Source organism: Pseudomonas sp. TSRC2-2 (genome assembly GCF_049897785.1).
Taxonomy (GTDB): domain Bacteria; phylum Pseudomonadota; class Gammaproteobacteria; order Pseudomonadales; family Pseudomonadaceae; genus Aquipseudomonas.
The window spans coordinates 240,255-258,573 of record NZ_JAFCWZ010000003.1 but is presented as its reverse complement, the minus strand read 5'-3'; the positions used below and the strand labels follow the sequence as shown (position 1 = coordinate 258,573).

At 61.0% G+C, this 18,319-nt stretch carries 14 protein-coding genes and 1 pseudogene; 7 read left to right on the top strand and 8 right to left on the bottom strand.

Going from position 1 to position 18,319, the window contains the following annotated elements:
• Positions 1–142: 142 nt before the first annotated feature.
• The 4 genes and pseudogenes from ACP7D9_RS07185 (at position 143) to ilvD (ending at position 5,513) form a co-directional block, all read left to right on the top strand.
• Positions 143–1,216: a SagB family peptide dehydrogenase gene (locus ACP7D9_RS07185; protein ID WP_426156425.1), complete on the top strand. Its 1,074-nt coding sequence runs from the start codon at positions 143–145 to the stop codon at positions 1,214–1,216.
• Positions 1,213–2,190, top strand: a complete 978-nt coding sequence (locus tag ACP7D9_RS07180; protein WP_426156423.1) for a diiron oxygenase — start codon at positions 1,213–1,215, stop codon at positions 2,188–2,190. Before ACP7D9_RS07185 ends, ACP7D9_RS07180 begins: the two co-directional genes overlap by 4 nt.
• Positions 2,183–3,415: pseudogene (locus tag ACP7D9_RS07175) on the top strand (MFS transporter). The gene ACP7D9_RS07180 and the pseudogene ACP7D9_RS07175 overlap by 8 nt, the downstream one beginning before the upstream one ends.
• 256 nt (positions 3,416–3,671) lie before the next feature.
• The gene (ilvD, locus tag ACP7D9_RS07170; RefSeq protein ID WP_101161326.1) at positions 3,672–5,513 is read left to right on the top strand and encodes a dihydroxy-acid dehydratase; all 1,842 of its coding nucleotides are present in this window, start codon (positions 3,672–3,674) and stop codon (positions 5,511–5,513) included.
• 206 nt (positions 5,514–5,719) lie between these two features.
• On the opposite strand, the gene ACP7D9_RS07165 is transcribed toward ilvD, so the two are convergent.
• Positions 5,720–6,775: a haloacid dehalogenase-like hydrolase gene (locus ACP7D9_RS07165; protein WP_312999713.1), complete on the bottom strand. Its 1,056-nt coding sequence runs from the start codon at positions 6,773–6,775 to the stop codon at positions 5,720–5,722.
• Positions 6,776–7,014: 239 nt separating this feature from the next.
• Between ACP7D9_RS07165 and ACP7D9_RS07160 the strand changes: the two genes are divergently transcribed.
• Positions 7,015–8,406: an L-cystine transporter gene (locus tag ACP7D9_RS07160; RefSeq protein ID WP_426156421.1), complete on the top strand. Its 1,392-nt coding sequence runs from the start codon at positions 7,015–7,017 to the stop codon at positions 8,404–8,406.
• A 90-nt stretch (positions 8,407–8,496) separates the two neighbouring features.
• Here the strand turns inward: ACP7D9_RS07160 and ACP7D9_RS07155 are convergent, their stop codons facing one another.
• Complete coding sequence (locus ACP7D9_RS07155; RefSeq protein WP_101161335.1) at positions 8,497–9,009, bottom strand: dihydrofolate reductase; 513 nt, start codon at positions 9,007–9,009, stop codon at positions 8,497–8,499.
• Between the two features lie 85 nt (positions 9,010–9,094).
• On the opposite strand from ACP7D9_RS07155, the gene ACP7D9_RS07150 reads away from it, so the two are divergent.
• Together ACP7D9_RS07150 and ACP7D9_RS07145 are read left to right on the top strand one after the other, a co-directional pair.
• Complete coding sequence (locus ACP7D9_RS07150; RefSeq protein WP_426156419.1) at positions 9,095–10,468, top strand: DUF2868 domain-containing protein; 1,374 nt, start codon at positions 9,095–9,097, stop codon at positions 10,466–10,468.
• Positions 10,461–11,837, top strand: coding sequence for a GTPase/DUF3482 domain-containing protein (locus ACP7D9_RS07145; protein WP_426156417.1), 1,377 nt, complete (start codon positions 10,461–10,463; stop codon positions 11,835–11,837). The genes ACP7D9_RS07150 and ACP7D9_RS07145 overlap by 8 nt, the downstream gene beginning before the upstream one ends.
• A gap of 12 nt (positions 11,838–11,849) precedes the next feature.
• On the opposite strand, the gene ACP7D9_RS07140 is transcribed toward ACP7D9_RS07145, so the two are convergent.
• From ACP7D9_RS07140 to ACP7D9_RS07115, 6 genes are all read right to left on the bottom strand, one after another.
• A complete protein-coding gene (locus tag ACP7D9_RS07140; RefSeq protein ID WP_426156415.1) occupies positions 11,850–12,380 on the bottom strand; it encodes a hypothetical protein in 531 nt (176 codons plus the stop codon).
• Positions 12,381–12,498: 118 nt separating this feature from the next.
• Positions 12,499–13,050 carry a phosphonate degradation HD-domain oxygenase gene (locus tag ACP7D9_RS07135; protein WP_426156413.1) on the bottom strand — a complete coding sequence of 184 codons (552 nt, stop codon included), beginning with the start codon at positions 13,048–13,050 and terminating at the stop codon, positions 12,499–12,501.
• Positions 13,047–14,180, bottom strand: a complete 1,134-nt coding sequence (locus ACP7D9_RS07130; protein ID WP_426156411.1) for a TIGR03364 family FAD-dependent oxidoreductase — start codon at positions 14,178–14,180, stop codon at positions 13,047–13,049. Before ACP7D9_RS07130 ends, ACP7D9_RS07135 begins: the two co-directional genes overlap by 4 nt.
• Before the next feature lie 195 nt (positions 14,181–14,375).
• A complete protein-coding gene (locus ACP7D9_RS07125) occupies positions 14,376–15,401 on the bottom strand; it encodes a putative 2-aminoethylphosphonate ABC transporter substrate-binding protein (RefSeq protein WP_426156409.1) in 1,026 nt (341 codons plus the stop codon).
• 37 nt (positions 15,402–15,438) lie between these two features.
• Entirely contained in the window at positions 15,439–17,163 is a 1,725-nt protein-coding gene (locus ACP7D9_RS07120) for a putative 2-aminoethylphosphonate ABC transporter permease subunit (protein WP_426156407.1), read from the bottom strand.
• Entirely contained in the window at positions 17,163–18,239 is a 1,077-nt protein-coding gene (locus ACP7D9_RS07115) for a putative 2-aminoethylphosphonate ABC transporter ATP-binding protein (RefSeq protein ID WP_101161355.1), read from the bottom strand. The genes ACP7D9_RS07120 and ACP7D9_RS07115 overlap by 1 nt, the downstream gene beginning before the upstream one ends.
• Between the last annotated feature and the right edge of the window lie 80 nt (positions 18,240–18,319).

The window sequence follows — 18,319 nt, the reverse complement described above, 5'->3', positions numbered from 1 at the left end:
CATGAAAACGGTTTATCTGGAAACAAATAAAATCGCCAACCTGGCCTTCCTCGTTGCAGCCAACGCCCGCTAAGTAAGTCTGGACGCCGGGGAGTGCCGGCACTCCGGTGTCCTCAAGACTTTCCCTGAGTGATCTGAATCAATGCATATCAATCCTTTCCTGTTCATATTGCCGCGCCCGCCCGGACAAGTTGTCTGGAACTACAAGAATCATACTCAACATGAGCTTGATCTTGATTATTCCCATCGCCTCGCCACTCTTATCTACAACCCGAACTTGTTTGACCCGAACAACATAATAGACACACAACTTCTGGCCGCGGGCATTCTAACAATTTCAAAAATAGACAGTCCAAACTGGGGCTGGGATGAATTATCGAAGATTTATCATATCGGCACGCAGAACATCCCCTGCGAACATGCACCGCAGAACATTCACGAGTGGTCCAGACAATATCTGGCGCATTGCAGCGAAGTGTTGGCGAAACCAGAACCAGCGACAGCCAGAAAGCAGCACCCAGTGGAGGCACTCATCACCTTGCCTGCACCCGGCGCAATGAATGGTGACAGCCTGACTCAGGCATTGCTGAAGCGCAAAACCTGCCGCGCCTATACCGGGGCGGCAGTGACACTGGAAGAGATTGCCACGCTGCTGTATTTCACTCTCGGCTATCTCCCTGCGCGCAAGAATGCCGAGGACGATCCTGTCGCACCCGGGCTTGAGGCCCGCCGGAGCAGTCCATCAGGCGGGGGGCTGAACGCCTGTGAAGGTTTTGTTCTGGCGCAGAACGTTGTCGGGCTTGAACCGGGAATCTACGCCTATCATCCCGGCGAGCACGCCTTGAGCCAGGTTAATCCTTTGCCCGAACCGGCCCTGGGTCAAATGCTCGGGGGCCAGCACTTCATCAACAATCTGCCGTTGGGCGTATTCATCACCGCCAGGTTCGATCGTCTCTGGTGGAAGTACGAACACTCGCGCGCCTACCGCATGGCGTTCATCGAGGCGGGCCACCTTTCGCAAACCTTCCAGCTGGTTGCAACGACGCTGGGGCTCAATACCTGGCTGACCGGCGCTTTTGCCGATGCGCAGGTCGAAAACCTGCTCGGCCTCGAAGGCAGCGCCGAGCAACCGTTGTTTTTCGTCGGTTGCGGCGAAAGCGACGGCCAGGCCATGTGCCAGGAAATGCGGGAACTGCTGTGGGGGGTGTCGTCTTGATTTCTACGCTGCCGGATCAGAGCGAAGCCCCGGTGTCATGGTCGCTCAAATTCACTCTTCCCGACTGGGAAAGCCGCGCGTCCGTACGCAGTAGCACCCATGATTATCGATTGCCGAGCGATGTCGAACAGCAACTGCAGACCCGCTACTGGTTCCCGCCAGCCTTTTTGCCTTATCTGGCGCACCCGGCCATCCAGGCCAAGGGTAGCGAGACCTTGCACCGCCTCACTGCCAATCATCTGGTGTATTTCCTCGATTACACCACCCTGCTTGAGCACCGCATCGTCAACCGCGCCGTGGAAGTCATCGTGCATCGCGAGCTGCCCATCTATATACCGCTGCCGATGAAGCACGCTGCGCTCCAGCTGTACACCGATGAGGGATATCACGCACTGTTTTCCAACCAGATTGCTGAGCAGATCGCCGCGCACTACTGCATCACCCGGCGACCCGTCATTCCGAAGCGGATCACCCGCATGAACGCTCTGATCGCGCGCGCACCGGAGAAGAACCGTGCGCTGGCCTGGTTTCTGCTCGGCTTCGTCTCGGAAACCATCATTGCCCGCGAGTTGCTCGATGTGTGCCGCAACACGCTGGTGTCCAGCGTGAACGACATGCTGCGTGACCATCTTGCCGACGAAGCCCGGCACAGCCATTACTTTGCTGAAGCCTTCCATTACTTCTGGATTGCGATGAACAGTCGCCAGCGTCTGTTCGCCGCCAGGATCCTTGCGGAGATCATCCCGATTTTCTTCGAAGTCGATGAAAGCTGGCTGCAACAAAGCTTGCGCTCGGCCGGTATTGCCGAAACCGACATGAAAGAGATTGTCGGCGCCATGGCAACGGTGCAAGCCAGCCGTGAGCGTGCCCGCGCCGGCTCCAAATCCACCCTGGAGGCCCTGCACAAGGCGGGTTTTTTTGCGCTGCCCCATAACCTGACCCTTTTCGCCAAGGCGGGACTACTCGATGAATGACCACAGCCGTGTCGTAACCCATCAACGACAGCGCGGTGCCGTCAGCCTGTTATTGGCAATGATCCTGCTCGGCGTATTCCCGCTGGACGTACTGCTGCCCTCCTTCCCGGCGTTGGCGGCACATTTTGGTCGTTCGCCGAGCGACATCGCACTATCGATCAGCCTGTTCGCCTTAGGCATCGCGTTTGCCCAACTGTTGATCGGCCCGTTGTCCGACATGATCGGGCGCAAGGGGCTGCTGCTGGGAGGCGTGAGCGTGTCGCTGCTCGGCGCCCTCGGCTGCGCGCTGAGCAATGACTACATACTGTTCCTGGTTTTCCGGCTGATGCAGGCGATGGGGTGCGGGTGCTTCGTGCTGTCTCAGGCGCTGGTGTAGGATCTGTTCGAAGACCACGAACGTGATCGGCTGCGGATCCTGATGGTCACAGCGACAGGCATCTTCATTTCGGTATCACCGCTGGCGGGCACGTTTCTGCAGGCAACCCTTGGTTGGCGCGGCAGTTTTTGGGTGTTTATCGCCCTTGCAGCGGTGGTTCTGGTCAAAACCTGGCGACTGCTCGACAACAGCCGGCCTGTTCAGAACGGTCCACACCTGAGCTTCATTCAGTCCTACAGACTGGTGCTGAGTAGTTTCCCGTTTGTCGGCTATTGGCTGATTTCCGCATTCGCTTTCGCCTGCCACTTCTCCTTCATCGTCACATCGCCGCTGATCTTCATGGAGCAGTTGCAGATGGCGCCTTACGATTTCGCTTTGATTCTGCTGATCTATGGCGGCGCTTATGTCCTCGGCGGCCTGCTCGCCAGCGTGCTGAACCGGCTTATCGATGCGCAACAGCAGATTTTCACCGGGCTGAGTCTGATCCTGCTCTCGGGTCTGGTGATGCTCTATCTGGCCACTAATCATGAGCTGTCAGCTGCGACGGTGCTGGTTCCAATGCTGATCTGCACCGCGGGTACCACCATTTCTCGGCCACCGGCCACCTCCCGCGCCATGAGCCTGTTTGCCGAAAATGCCGGAGCATCGGCATCAGCTGGAAGTACCATCATCTTTATCTGTGGCGGGCTGGTCAGTGCCCTGATAAGCCTCGGCCCGGCCAACCTGCAAGCGACGCTGGGTTACGGTTTTGTGGTGCTCAGCGGCATATCCCTGTTGCTCAACAGCGCGATTGGCCGGCGCGCCAGCAAACTGCACAGCAATCCGGTAGTGCCGGGAGGCGACCATTGACCTTGCCAGTCGTCATTACGCAAGCCTCTTCGGCACGGGAACAATGTTTTACGCCATTCCCTCAAGACGCCAGCGGTGTAGAATCGCCTCATTCATCGCCATTCATCCCCGGCGGGTTTATGAGCTCAGGCTGAGACCAGCGGCGATCCCGCAACGTCATCGGCAGCTTCAGGACACACGGCCATTTTTCGGGTGTTTCAGAGGTCAACAGAAGCTCACTCCCCTTTAGTACGTGATTAGCCGCCCGGAGTGCTCCATGCCAGATTACCGCTCGAAAACATCCACCCACGGTCGCAACATGGCCGGCGCCCGCGCATTGTGGCGCGCCACCGGCATGAAAGATGACGACTTCAAGAAGCCGATCATTGCCATTGCCAACTCGTTTACCCAGTTCGTCCCAGGGCATGTGCACCTGAAGGACCTGGGTCAACTGGTCGCCCGCGAGATCGAACGTGCCGGTGGCGTGGCCAAGGAATTCAACACCATTGCCGTCGATGACGGCATCGCCATGGGCCACGATGGCATGCTGTATTCGCTGCCGAGCCGCGAGATCATCGCCGACTCCGTCGAGTACATGGTCAACGCCCACTGCGCCGACGCCATCGTCTGCATTTCCAACTGCGACAAGATCACCCCGGGCATGCTGATGGCCGCGCTACGCCTGAACATTCCGGTGATCTTCGTTTCCGGCGGCCCGATGGAAGCCGGCAAGACCAAACTCGCCTCCCACGGTCTCGACCTCGTCGACGCCATGGTGATCGCCGCGGACTCCAGCGCTTCTGACGAGAAGGTCGCCGAGTACGAGCGCAGCGCCTGTCCGACCTGCGGTTCGTGCTCCGGCATGTTCACCGCCAACTCGATGAACTGCCTGACAGAAGCATTGGGTCTGGCCTTGCCGGGCAACGGTTCCACTCTGGCCACCCACAGCGACCGCGAACAACTGTTCCTGCAGGCCGGGCGCACCATCGTCGAGCTGTGCAAGCGTTACTACGGCGAGAACGACGATTCCGTGCTGCCGCGCAACATCGCCAACTTCAAGGCATTCGAGAACGCAATGATGCTCGACATCGCCATGGGCGGTTCGACCAACACCATCCTGCACTTGCTCGCAGCGGCTCAGGAAGCAGAGATCGATTTCGACCTGCGCGACATCGACCGTCTCTCGCGCAGCGTGCCGCAGCTGTGCAAAGTGGCGCCGAATATCCAGAAATACCACATGGAAGACGTGCACCGTGCCGGCGGCATTTTCAGCATTCTCGGTTCGCTGGCCCGTGGCGGCCTGCTGCATACCGACCTGCCGACCGTGCACAGCCGCAGCATGGAAGAAGCCATCGCCAAGTGGGACATCACCCAGACTGACGATGAAGCCGTGCATCACTTCTTCAAGGCAGGCCCGGCAGGCATCCCGACCCAGACTGCGTTCAGCCAGTCGACCCGTTGGGAAACCCTGGACGACGACCGTGAAAACGGCTGCATCCGCAGCTTCGAACATGCCTATTCGAAAGAAGGTGGCCTCGCCGTGCTGTACGGCAACATTGCGCAGGATGGTTGCGTGGTGAAAACCGCCGGTGTCGATGAGTCGATCCATGTCTTCGAAGGCAACGCGAAAATCTTCGAAAGCCAGGACAGCGCCGTGCGCGGCATCCTCGCCGACGAAGTGAAGGAAGGTGACATCGTCATCATTCGCTACGAAGGCCCGAAAGGCGGCCCGGGCATGCAGGAAATGCTCTACCCGACGTCGTACCTGAAATCCAAAGGCCTGGGCAAAGCCTGCGCACTGCTGACTGACGGCCGCTTCTCCGGCGGTACTTCCGGCCTGTCGATCGGCCACGCTTCGCCGGAGGCTGCGGCTGGCGGAGCGATCGGTCTGGTGCAGGACGGCGACAAAGTGCTGATCGACATTCCGAACCGCTCGATCAACCTGTTGGTCAGCGATGAAGAACTGGCGGCACGCCGCGCCGAGCAGGACAAGAAAGGCTGGAAACCGGTTGAGGTGCGTCCACGCAAAGTGACCACTGCGCTCAAGGCCTACGCCCTGCTGGCGACCAGTGCGGACAAGGGTGCGGTGCGTAACAAAGCGATGCTCGACGGGCTGTAAGCGTCCAGGCGCAGAAACAAAAATGCCCCGCCAACGTGCGGGGCATTTTTTTAGCCGTCTGACACTGATCGTTCCCACGCTCCTGCGTGGGATTGCCTCAAGGGACGCTCCGCGTCCAGTGACGCGGAGCGTCACGGGCTGCATTCCCACGCGGAGCGTGGGAACGATCAAATCTGGCTCACGTCCCTACAGGAATACGGTGTGGGTTACTGAATATCCTCTGGCTTGACGATCACCCAGTTTTTATCCGCCGTCACGGGCAATCCTTCCTTGGCTTGCGCCGCTGCGTGCTTGGCCATCATGCCGTTGATTTGCGTCATGTACTTGTCCTTGCGGTTAATCCACAAGTGGATGCCGCCCTTGGCCACGTCGACATCATGGAACAGCATGTAACCGTCGCTGGTGGGGGTGTCGCCACCGACCAGTACCGGTTTTTTCCATTCATCGATATAGGTGAGGATCGCCGCGTGCTTGCCAGCCATCCACGTTGCCGGAGTCCAGAGGTACGGCGTCAATTCGAGGCCGAGGTTGGCCTTCTCGTCATATTTGCCGGTGGTGATCTGCTTGCGCGCGGTGGTCAGTTCACCGGTTTTCCGATCCTTGAGCAGCAGTGAAACGCCAATCACGTTTTGCGGTTTGACGTTGTAGCCGTACTTGGGATCCGCCGCGACCATGCGCACCAGTTCCTCTGAAGCGGCGGTCATCACATAGACCTCGATGCCGTTCTCCATCAGTTTGTTGTACAGCTCCTGCTGGCCAGTAAAGATTTTCGGCGGATTGACGTCGAGCTTCTTCACCACATCGCCTTCGTAATACGTCGCCGGCACCGGTTTGCCCGAAGCCATCAGTTCGTCGACGTAGCCCTTGAGCTCCTTCAGGGTGAAGCCGGAAAACACCTGCGCCACCCAGGGGTAGCAGACCATGTCGTCGACTTCGCAGAGCCGGTAGTAATAACTGAACAGGCTCTCCTTGTGTTCGGCAGTGTCCTTGAACGGCATCAGCTTCAGCGAGGGATCAAGCGTGTCGCGGGTGATCAGGCCCTTGTTTTCCATGAACGGCAGCAAGGACTCTTCGAGGTCGTAGCGGTAACTGGTGTTGTCCATGTCGAACACCGCGTAATGACCCTTGTTGGCGTTGGCGGCGATCATCGCGTTCAGTGCCTTGGCCTGATCCGCCGGCCAATGCTTGAGCTCCGTGGCAAACACCTGACCGGCGAGGCCCGCCGCCAATGCCACAGCCAACAACGTGCGTGCAATTCTCATAGCGCTACTCCCCCGATGCAAAGAGTTCGACGCTAACAAATAAGTGTGACAACCCTCGCCTGTCAGCGACTGCATACGTTCCCTGCGCGCCAGATGCATTGCCGACAGCGACACGGCTTATTCCAAAAACGACGGACGCCCAGCCATTTCGGTATTAAATCATTGCAAATCAAGCTGTTAGGCTTGCCGGTTCGCAGCAGCCTCGGATGGCTGTTGGCACAGTCTTTTCTGGAGTTCCCATGAATCTACCGCTGATTCTCAACCTGCTGGTGTTCCTCGCCCTGCTTTTGGGTCTTGCGCGAACCCGCCACACGACCTGGAGCCTGGCGAAAAAAGTCCTGCTTGCACTGGTCCTCGGCGTGGCGTTCGGCGTTGCGCTGCACACGATTTACGGTGCCGGCAACCCGGTACTGAAAGCCTCGATCAGCTGGTTCGATCTGGTCGGCAACGGTTACGTGCAGTTGCTGCAAATGATCGTGATCCCGCTGGTCTTCGCTTCGATCCTCAGCGCCGTGGCGCGTCTGCACAACGCCTCGTCGCTGGGCAAGATCAGTTTCCTGACCATCGGCACGCTGCTGTTCACCACCGCCATCGCGGCGCTGGTCGGCATCGGCCTGACCAACCTGTTCGGCCTCACCGCCGAAGGTCTGGTTGCCGGCACTCAGGAAATGGCGCGTCTGCAAACCATTCAGAACGACTACGCCGGCAAGGTCGCCGACCTGAATGTGCCGCAGTTGCTGCTGTCATTCATCCCGCAGAACCCGTTCGCCGACCTGGCGCGGGCCAAACCGACCTCGATCATCAGCGTAGTGATTTTCGCCGCGTTCCTTGGGGTCGCCGCGCTGCAACTGCTCAAGGATGACGTGGAAAAAGGTCAGAAAGTGATCAACGCCATCGACACCCTGCAGGCCTGGGTGATGCGCCTGGTGCGCCTGGTAATGAAGCTGACCCCCTACGGTGTGCTGGCGCTGATGACCAAAGTGGTCGCTGGCTCCAACCTGCAGGACATCATCAAGCTCGGCAGTTTCGTCGTGGTCTCGTACCTCGGCCTGGGACTGATGTTCGTGGTGCACGGTGTGCTGGTGTCGGCCGCCGGGATCAACCCGCTGCGCTTCTTCCGCAAGATCTGGCCGGTGTTGACGTTTGCCCTCACCAGCCGCTCCAGCGCGGCGACCATTCCGCTGAGCATCGAGGCGCAGACCCGGCGTCTGGGGATTCCGTCGTCGGTCGCCAGTTTCGCTGCGTCGTTCGGCGCAACCATTGGCCAGAACGGATGCGCCGGCCTGTACCCGGCAATGCTGGCGGTGATGGTGGCGCCGACGGTGGGTATCAATCCGCTGGATCCGCTTTGGATCGCGACGCTGGTGGCGATTGTCACGTTGAGTTCGGCCGGTGTGGCCGGGGTCGGCGGTGGCGCGACGTTCGCGGCACTGATCGTGCTGCCGGCGATGGGTTTGCCGGTGTCATTGGTGGCGTTGCTGATTTCGGTCGAGCCGTTGATTGATATGGGGCGTACCGCGCTGAACGTGAGTGGCTCGATCACCGCCGGCGCGATTACCAGTCAGGTGATGCAGCAGACTGATAAAGCATTGCTGGATGCTGATGAGCATGCCGAGTTGGCTCAGGCGTGATGTAAAGCAAGATCAAAAGATCGCAGCCTTCGGCAGCTCCTACAGGGGAGATGCGTACATCCTGTAGGAGCTGTCGAAGGCTGCGATCTTTTAGGCTTTTTCCCAGACTTCGAAGTTGTACGCGGGTTTATCTTCAACCGCCGGATTTTCAACATTCGACACCAGTTTCCACTGGTGCACATCAAACTCCGGAAACCACGCATCGCCCTCAGGGCTTAGCGCCACGCGGGTCAGGTACAGACGATCGGCTTGCGCCAGTCCCTGCGCATACAACTGCGCGCCGCCAATCAGCATCAATTCATCAACGCCCTGCGCCTTCGCCCATTCCTCGGCGCGAATCACGGCAGCTTCCAGCGATGCATACACCTCGGCGCCCTCCAGCACTAAATCGGGCTGACGGCTGACCACGATATTCAGACGCCCCGGCAACGGCCGACCCAGCGAATCCCAGGTCTTGCGGCCCATGATGATCGGCTTGCCGAGTGTGGTCGCCTTGAAGTATTTGAAGTCCCCCGGCAGGTGCCAGGGCATGCTGTTGTCGACGCCGATCACGCGGTTTTCACCGAGGGCTGCGATCAGGCTGAGGGGGAGTGATTTAGTCATGCCGGCGAGGATACCAGAGCCGCGCTTACCCCGATAAGCGCCACAGCGGTTATGCTCAGCGCTCGATTAAGCGACGGGACGCCGCGTGACTGAACTGACTCCATTGCAAAACCTCTGGCTCACCGAAACCATCCGCCTGCGCGAAGAACACGCGGGGCCGCTGGATGATCTGGAAGCCAATCGTCTGGCCCGCGCCGCTGGCGGCGATCTGCCGAGCCGTATTGCGCGCCGGGCGTCATGGCTGGCCGAGCGTGACGGGCTGACCGCCGCGCTCAAGCACTGGCTGCAAGGCGCGCGCATGGCGCTGGTGTTGTTGATGATCTTCGCGGTGCTGAGCGGCGCCGGCCTGGCTTTCGCCGCCCTCGGGCAGACGCCGGTGAATGTGTTCTGGGCGCTGGGCAGTCTGCTGGGGATCAATCTGATTTTGCTGCTGAGCTGGGCGCTGGGTTTGATTTTCGCTGGCGAACACGGCGCCACGCTTGGGCGTTTGTGGCTGTGGCTCAGCGAAAAACTCGCCCGCGATGCCAAAGCCGCGCAACTGGCGCCGGCCCTGCTGTTGCTGCTGCAACGCAAGAAGCTCAACCGCTGGGCACTCGGCGCGTTGGTCAATGGCCTGTGGCTGCTGGCGATGCTCAGCGCCTTGATCCTGCTGCTGACGCTGATGGCCACGCGGCGCTACGGCTTCGTCTGGGAAACCACGATCCTCGGCGCCGACACTTTCATCCACGTCACCCAGGCCCTCGGCTATCTGCCGTCGCTGCTTGGCTTCAACGTGCCGACTGAGGAAATGATCCGCGCCAGCGGCGACAGCGCACTGGATATTGAAAGCGCACGACAGGCCTGGGCGACCTGGCTGGTCGGCGTGCTGGTGGTCTACGGCGTGCTGCCGCGCCTGCTGCTCGCGCTGTTCTGCCTGTGGCGCTGGAACAGCGGCAAAGCCGCGCTGCGCCTGGACCTGAATCTGCCCGGCTACGCGCAACTGCGCGAACGGTTGATGCCAACCAGCGAACGCCTCGGCGTCAACGACCCTGCGCCTGCGCAACTGCATCGTGTCGAGAGCAACGTCGGCGAACTCGCCAGCGAAGGCGCGTTGCTGGTCGCCATCGAACTTGACGAACAACGCCCGTGGCCGCCCCCGTTGCCAAAAAGCGTCAGCAACGCCGGCATCCTCGACAGCCGCGAAACGCGGCACAAACTGCTCGAACAACTCAGTCGCTTCCCGCCGGCGCGCCTGGCGATTGCTTGTGATCCGCGGCGTTCGCCGGATCGCGGCAGCCTCGCGCTGATCGCTGAGCTGGCGCGCAACGCCGGCGCCACTCGGGTCTGGCTGCTGCAAGCGCCGCCCGGCGAAGCGCTGGATGGCCAACGTCTGGGCGACTGGCACGCGGCGCTGCAACAACTGGAATTGCCGTTCGCCGATTGCGCGCCGATGAACTGGCTGGAGAGCGGACATGACTGATGCACGCAAGGCGCCGCTGAAACTGGCGGTGGTTGGCCACACCAACGTCGGCAAGACCTCGCTGCTGCGCACGCTGACCCGTGACGTCGGCTTCGGCGAAGTCTCGCATCGGCCGAGTACCACACGGCATGTCGAAGGCGCGCGGTTGTCGGTGGATGGCGAGCCGTTGCTCGATCTGTACGACACGCCGGGGCTGGAAGATGCGATCGCCCTGCTCGATTTTCTCGAACGTCTGGAACGCCCCGGCGAACGCCTCGACGGCCCGGCGCGGCTGGCGCGGTTTCTCGACGGCAGCGAGGCGCGCCAGCGTTTCGAACAGGAAGCCAAGGTGCTGCGACAGCTGCTCGCCTCCGACGCCGGTCTGTATGTGATCGATGCCCGCGAGCCGGTGCTGGCCAAGTACCGCGACGAGCTGCAAGTGCTCGCCAGTTGTGGCAAACCGCTGCTGCCAGTGCTGAATTTCGTGAGCAGCTCCAACCATCGCGAACCCGACTGGCGTGAAGCCTTGGCGCGGCTCGGGCTGCACGCCCTGGTGCGTTTCGACAGCGTAGCGCCGCCCGAGGATGGCGAGCGGCGCTTGTACGAAAGCCTCGCACTGCTGCTGGAAAATGCCCGGCCGCAACTGGAGCGATTGATCGCCGATCAACAGGCGCAGCGCCTCGCCCGTCAGCAAAGTGCCGCGCGCTTGATTGCCGAATTGCTGATCGATTGCGCCGCGTGCCGGCGCAGTGTTGTCAGCGAAGCCGAGCAGGAGCAGCAAGCGATCAGTGAATTGCGCAAAGCCGTACGCCAGCGCGAGCAGAAGTGCGTTGAGGCGTTGCTCAAGCTCTACGCGTTTCGCCCGCAGGACGCGGCGGCCAATGATTTGCCGTTGCTCGACGGGCGTTGGGGCGATGACCTGTTCAACCCGGAAACACTGAAACAGCTCGGCGTACGGGTCGGCGGCGGCGTTGCTGCCGGTGCGGCGGCCGGGGCTGGCGTGGATTTGCTGGTCGGCGGCATTACCCTCGGCGCAGCAGCGCTGGCCGGGGCGATCGCCGGCGGCGCCCTGCAAACCGCGCGCAGTTACGGCAGTCGCCTGCTCGGCAAGATCAAAGGCCAGCGGGAACTGACGGTGGATGACGCCGTGCTGCGTTTGTTGGCATTGCGCCAGCGCCAGTTGCTGTTGGCGCTGGATCAGCGCGGGCATGCGGCGATGGACAGCATTAAAGTTGCCACGCCTGTGGATAAAACCTGGCGCGAGGGCAAGTTGCCCGAGGCCTTGGGCAAGGCCCGGGCGCATCCGCAGTGGTCGTCGCTCAATCCCCATCCGAAGCTGAATCAGGCGCAAAGGCAGGAGCAGGTTGAGGCGTTGGCGCAACAGATCTGATGCGGCAGATCATCAGCGCCATTTGAACTTCACATAACGGGTACTCAGCTGCGAAACAAGCTTGCGATCCACGGCATCCTGATCACCATCGTTATCCACATCGAAACTGATGATCCAGTCCAGCGTTCCATCATTGTCGGTGTCGTAGTGGGATGCGGTGTAGACGATGGTGTGATCCTGAGGTTTGCCTGTGCCCTCATGAAAATGCAGGCGCACCGTATCCGGCGAACCGTCCCTGGCGAAATCCTCGGTAAAAATTTTCAGATACCGGTCCCAGGTATTACCGTGATTGAACCAGTTGAGTTGCAGGTAAGTATTGGCAAAGGACTTGAGCAGGCGCTCGTCCTTGATATCTTCCTTGCCGTCGGAGTTTGCATCGCCAGCCTGGAAATCGACTTTTCCATCAGCGGTGATATCCAGTGCATAGGCGCGGTGCACGAGTGTGTCTTCGGCACCGCTGCTTTCCTCGAAAAAATGCAGGAGCACGGTATCAGCCCTGTTGTTGGTACTCCGGTCTTGAGCAGTTACTTTCAAATAACGCATACAGATCAGTCTCGTGAGATGAGCGGACAATCAACCTAGCCCGTCCGTCCCGGATTATCTGCACGACTGTTCTTTTTATCCCGTAGGACGATTCATCCGGACCGACCTTGCCTATCGCTCAAGACATAACGGCGCAGGCCTTGCGTTTCAGCATCGCAAGATCCATCACCGGCACGGCCTCCTTTTTGGCCAACTCATCCCAGCGCCGCATGCGCAAACTCAACGCACACAATGGATCTGCTTCAAACATATCCGCCTCAGCCTCACTCATCACCCCACCCTGATATTCCAGCGTGCGCCGACTCGCCTGACTCAACCGCGCGTAATACCCCGGCTCACGCAACGTCAGATAGCGCTTGGCCTGAACGTGATATTCGACCAGCCGCGCCAGCCGCTCGCTGAAACCGGCCTCACGCAGATAAGCCGCACCGAGCCGTTCATGGCTGACCACGCCGTAACCGCCCATGTTGTCCGCGCCCTCGGCACACAAATGGCCGATGTCATGGAAAAACGCCGCCAGCACCACTTCATCGTCACAGCCCTCGGCCATGGCCAGCTCGGCCGCTTGCGACATGTGCTCGAGCTGCGACACCGGTTCGCCGATGTAATCACTGGCGCCGAAGCGTTCGTACAAGCCGAACACCCGCGCCACCACTTGCTCCGGATTCATGCCTCCTCCAGCAACTGCGCAATGTTGCGCTCGGCCATCGCCGGGCCGACGCTCATGCCGACGCCGGTGTGCATCAGCGCCACGCTCAACCCCGGTGCCGGGCGCAGGAATGAAAACGGCCCCGGTCCACGGGCACCATAGACGCCCTGCCAGCGTTCGACCACTTGGAGCGTGCAGCCCAACGTCTGCTCGGCCAGTTGCAGCATCCAGTCGTCAATCTGCTCGGCGTTGAACGGTGATGCATCGCGGCCGTAATGGTGCGAGTCGCCGATGATCAGTTCGCCATACGGTGTCGGGCTGATCAGCAGATGAATGCCGTTGGCGTGCAGGTGTGGATGCTCGCGGATGATCTGCGCCTGTACCGCTGCGGCTTCCGGCAAATCGGCAAAGGCGCCGTAGTGCACGCAGCTCAGACCGGTGAGCACGGCGTGTTGCAGGTGCAACTCGATGCTTGGTCTGGCGCGGAGCATTTGCAAACGACACACCTGCGGATTGAGCGCAGCAATCGGCTCGTCCAGCAGGGTCTGATAATCGTGACCGGAGCAGACGATGATCTGCTTTGCAGCGAAGTCACCGACAGTGCTGCGCAGTCGCCCCGGCTCAACCTCGCGCACCAGCGTGGAAAAATGAAACTCGACACCGAGATCGCGGCGCAGGTAGTCGATCAGCGCCGGAATCGCTTCGCGTGAATATAACTGTTGATCATCCCTGCCATGCAGCGCGGCGCGGTGATGGCTGAACTGGCCGCCATACAGATCGCGCAGTGCAGCGCCGCGCAGCAGCTCAACGTTGTAGCCGTGTTCCAGCGCACGAGCGGCGCAGAACGCTTCCAGCAAATCTTCTTCGGCTTCGCTGCGGGCGAACAGGTAAGAACCATTGCGCTTGATCTGCAGACCGGCGAGCTGCGCCCAGTCGCCCCAGATCTCGCGGCTGGCCTTGGCCAGTTCGAGCATGGTGCCGGGCGGCTGGCCGGTGACCAGCGCCTGGCCGAAATTGCGCACCGAAGCGCCGAGGGGCGTGGCGGTGCGTTCGAATACCGCAACTTTCAGCCCGCGTTTGGCGGCGGCGTAGGCGTGGGACAGGCCGAGGATGCCGGCGCCGACGATGAGCAGGTCTTTGTGTTGTGTCATATGGGATTGTCCTGCATGAAAGACCGCTTTCGCGAGCAAGCCCGCTCCCACAGGTGATTTTGGTGCCCACAACATGTGTGTTCACTAAAGATCCAATGCGAGAGTTCGCCAGTCCCATAGGGAATTGTGCTGTGAACACGGTCCAATGTGGGAGCGGGCTTGCTCGCGAAGGGGCCTCGTCAGTCGATAGAAATCTTACTTGGCAGCCACTTTCTCGGACTTGCCGTCATAGCGCTTGCGCCATTCAGCCAGGATCTCGTCGCGATTCTTCGAGGCCCAGGCAAAGTCGTTCTTGATCAGACGCTGCTCGTAATCGGCGGGCAGTTCGGTCTGCGGTTTGGCGATCCCCGGCTGGGCGAGCACGGCGAAGTTCTCTTTGTACAGGTCCATCGCCTCGGCGCTGGCGGAGAAATCAGCGAGTTTCTGCGCTGCCTCTTCGTGCGGCGTGCCCTTGATCACTGCCGTCGCTTCGATCTCCCAGCCCAGGCCTTCTTTCGGCAGGATGATGTCCAGCGGCGCGCCTTGGCGCTTCAACTGAACGGCCGGGTATTCAAAGGAAATGCCGATCGGGAATTCGCCGGCCGCAGCCAGTTTGCAAGGCTTGGAGCCGGAGTGAACGTACTGGCCGATGTTCTGGTGCAGGCCGTCCATATAGGCCCAACCCTGCTTCTCGCCAAAAGTCTGCAACCAGGCGCTGACGTCGAGGAAACCGGTGCCGGACGACGCCGGGTTGGGCATGACGATCTTGCCTTTGTATTCAGGCCTGGTCAGGTCCTGCCAGCTTACTGGCTTGGTCAAACCCTGTTTCTCGGCCTCGACGGTGTTGAAGCAAATCGTCGCGGCCCACACGTCCATGCCGACCCACGCTGGCGGGTTGGCGGCGTCACGGTAATTCGCGCCGATCTTGTCCAGATCCTTCGGCGCATAGCTTTGCAGCATGCCTTGCTGATCGAGGATCGCCAGGCTCGACGCCGCCAGTCCCCACACCGCGTCAGCCTGCGGACGAGCCTTTTCGGCGAGCAGTTTAGCGGTGATGATCCCGGTGGAATCGCGCACCCATTTGATCTCGACGTCCGGGTTGGCCTTTTCAAAGGCCTCCTTGTAGGACTTCAGTTGTTCGGCTTCGAGGGCGGTGTACACCGTCAACTCGGTTTTTGCCGCGAAGGCATTCAGGCTGAAAGTCGCGAGCACAGCAGCGGCCAGGGCCATAGGCTTGAACATGAGCGTTTTCCTGTAGATGAGTTGATCGGGTTTGCAATCAGTGACCGGGCGCGGTTTGCCGCCAGGCCTGGGAGCGGCGCAGCAAACCGCGCGAAGCCCATGCCAGCAGCAGCGACACGCCGGCCGAGGTGAACAGAATCAGGGTCGACATCGCCGCCGCACCGCCGACGTTGCCGGCGTCGTCCATGTTCAGCACCGCCACCGCCGCGAGGATGGTGTCGGGGCTGTAGAGGAAGATCGCAGCGGAAACCGTGGTCATCGCCGAGACGAACAGGTATCGCACGATGTCCAGCAGCGCCGGCAGGCAGATCGGCACGGTGACGCGCAGGTAATGCCGGTACAGCGGCGCCTTCAGCGACAGCGCCGCCGCTTCGAACTCGGCGTCGAGCTGGCGCAGCGCGGTGGTGGCGGTCATTTGTGCGGTGGTCAGATAGTGCGCGATGGTGCAGACGATCAGCAGCGTCATCGTCCCGTAGAGCACGTGCAGCGGATTGCCGGTGAGGTTGAAGAAGAAAACGTAACCCAGGCCAAGCACCAGTCCCGGCACCGCCATCGGGATGAAACTGAGCATGCGCAACGTCAGGTTCAAGCCGCGCTGGGTGCGGGTCTTCTCCATCAGATAAGCGCCGGTGAAGATCAGCACGCTGCCGATCAGCGCGGTGCCCAACGCCATTTTCAGACTGTTGCTGTAGGCGAGCCAGCCACCGCCGGCGGTCTCGTTGAACTGATAGTGGTTGAGCGACAGCGACAGGTTGTATGGCCAGAACTTCACCAGCGACGAAAACACCGCCATGCCGAACACCAGAATCAACGCCGCGCTGATCAACAGCACAATCGCCAGATAGCAGCCATCGCGCATTGTCGACGGCAGCGGTTTGAACACTTGCGCGCGCCCGCTCATGGAGTCGCCGTGACGCCGACGCAGCCAAGCGTCGACCGCGAAACTGAACAGCGCCGGCAGCAACAGCACCATGCCGATCAACGCGCCGCGACCAAATTGCTGCTGGCCGACCACGGCCTTATAGGCTTCCAGCGCCAGCACTTGGTAATCGCCACCGACCACCACCGGCACACCGAAATCGGTGATGGTCAGGGTGAACACCAGGCAGAACGCGGCGAACACCGCTTGGCGGGTCGCCGGCCAGGTGATGCTGCGAAACGCCTTGGCCGGGCTGGCGCTCATGCTCGATGCGGCATCGAACAGCCGCGCATCGGCCAGCGACAACGCCGAGAGCAAAATCATCAGCGCATGCGGAAAGGTGTAAATCACCTCGCCGAGCACGATGCCCCAGAATCCGTAGATATTGTCCGAGAGCAACCCACGCAGCATGCCCTGGTTGCCGAACAGATAGACCAGCGCAATGCCCGGCAGCATCGACGGCGCCATCAGCGGCAGCAACGAGATGCCACGCCAGATGCCCTTCGCAGGAATCAGCGTGCGCTGCAACGCGTAGGCAAACAGGTAGGCCAGCGGTACGACGATGGCCGCGACGCTGAGGGAAACTTTCAGGCTGTTGCCGAGCAGCCAGTGGAAATTCGCGCTGGTCACTAGTTCTTTCGCCGCGAGCCATCCGCCGCCCTGCCCGGCGTCATTGCTGAAACCGCGCCAGAAGATCGCCAGCAATGGCAGCAGTACCGCGACACCGAGCAACAGCAGCAAAAGGATTTTGCCGCCGACCACGAAGACCCGGTCGCCCACCTCGGCACGGGACGTCTGCCGAACCTGCTTGGTCGGCAAGGGCAAGGCAATCCCGGCGCTCATCAGGCAAACACCTGCAGGCTGCGCGGCGGCAAGGCGACCATGATCTGCTGGGCACCGAGGCGCGGCATCGCTTCCGGGGCGAGTTCGGCGAGCAGTGCATGGCCCGGCAATTGATCGAGTTCGAAGCTCATGCGGCAGCGGTTGCCGAGAAAGGTGATCTCGCGGACCTTGGCCGGGAACAGGTTTTCTTCGTGCACCGGCGGGTTGACGTTGATCGCTTCCGGGCGGCAGAACAGTCGACCCGAGGCGCTCTGCACGCTGCCATCGGCCAGACGCATATTCATCCCGCCGACCTGGGCGTGACTGTCGCCGCTGCGCTGGAACGGCAGCCAGTTGCCCTGGCCGACGAACTCGGCCACAAACGGCGTGGCCGGGCGATTGTAGATTTCCTGCGGGGTGGCGTATTGCTCGACACGGCCGTTGTTCATCACGGCGATGCGGTCGGCCATCAGCATGGCTTCGTCCTGGTTGTGCGTGACCATCAGCGTGGTGATGCCAAGGTTGCGCTGCAGTTGGCGCAGCTCGGTGCACAGATGCTCACGAACGCGGGCGTCCAGGGCTGACATCGGTTCATCAAGCAACAACAGCGACGGTGCCGGCGCCAGCGCGCGGGCCAGCGCAACACGCTGCTGTTGGCCGCCGGACAATTGGCCGGGGTACTTTTTCTCGCTGCCGGTCAGGCCGACCAGTTCGAGCATTTGACCGACCCGGCGACGCACTTCATCGCGACCACTACCGGCGAGGCCGTAGGCAATGTTCGCTTCAACGGTCAGATTGGGGAACAGCGCGTAGGACTGGAACAGAATCCCGTAGTCGCGGGCCTGCGGGGCAAGGTGCGAGACGTCGCGCTCGCCCAGATACAACTCGCCGCTGTCCTGCTTCTCCAGCCCGGCGATGCAGCGTAGCAGCGTGGTCTTGCCACAGCCCGACGGGCCGAGCAGACAGACCAGTTCACCGGCGGCGACATCGAGCGAGACGTTATCCAGCGCGGTGAACGCGCCGAAGCGCTTCTGTACGCTCCGCACTTTCATCGGCGCACCGGGGTGGGTCAGGACAGTTGCGATGGCAGGGTTCATGGACAGACCTCATCAAACGGATGAGGCCAATCCTAGGGTTGTAATGCGTCCGTCATGTGGCAGCGAGGCAAAAAGCGCCG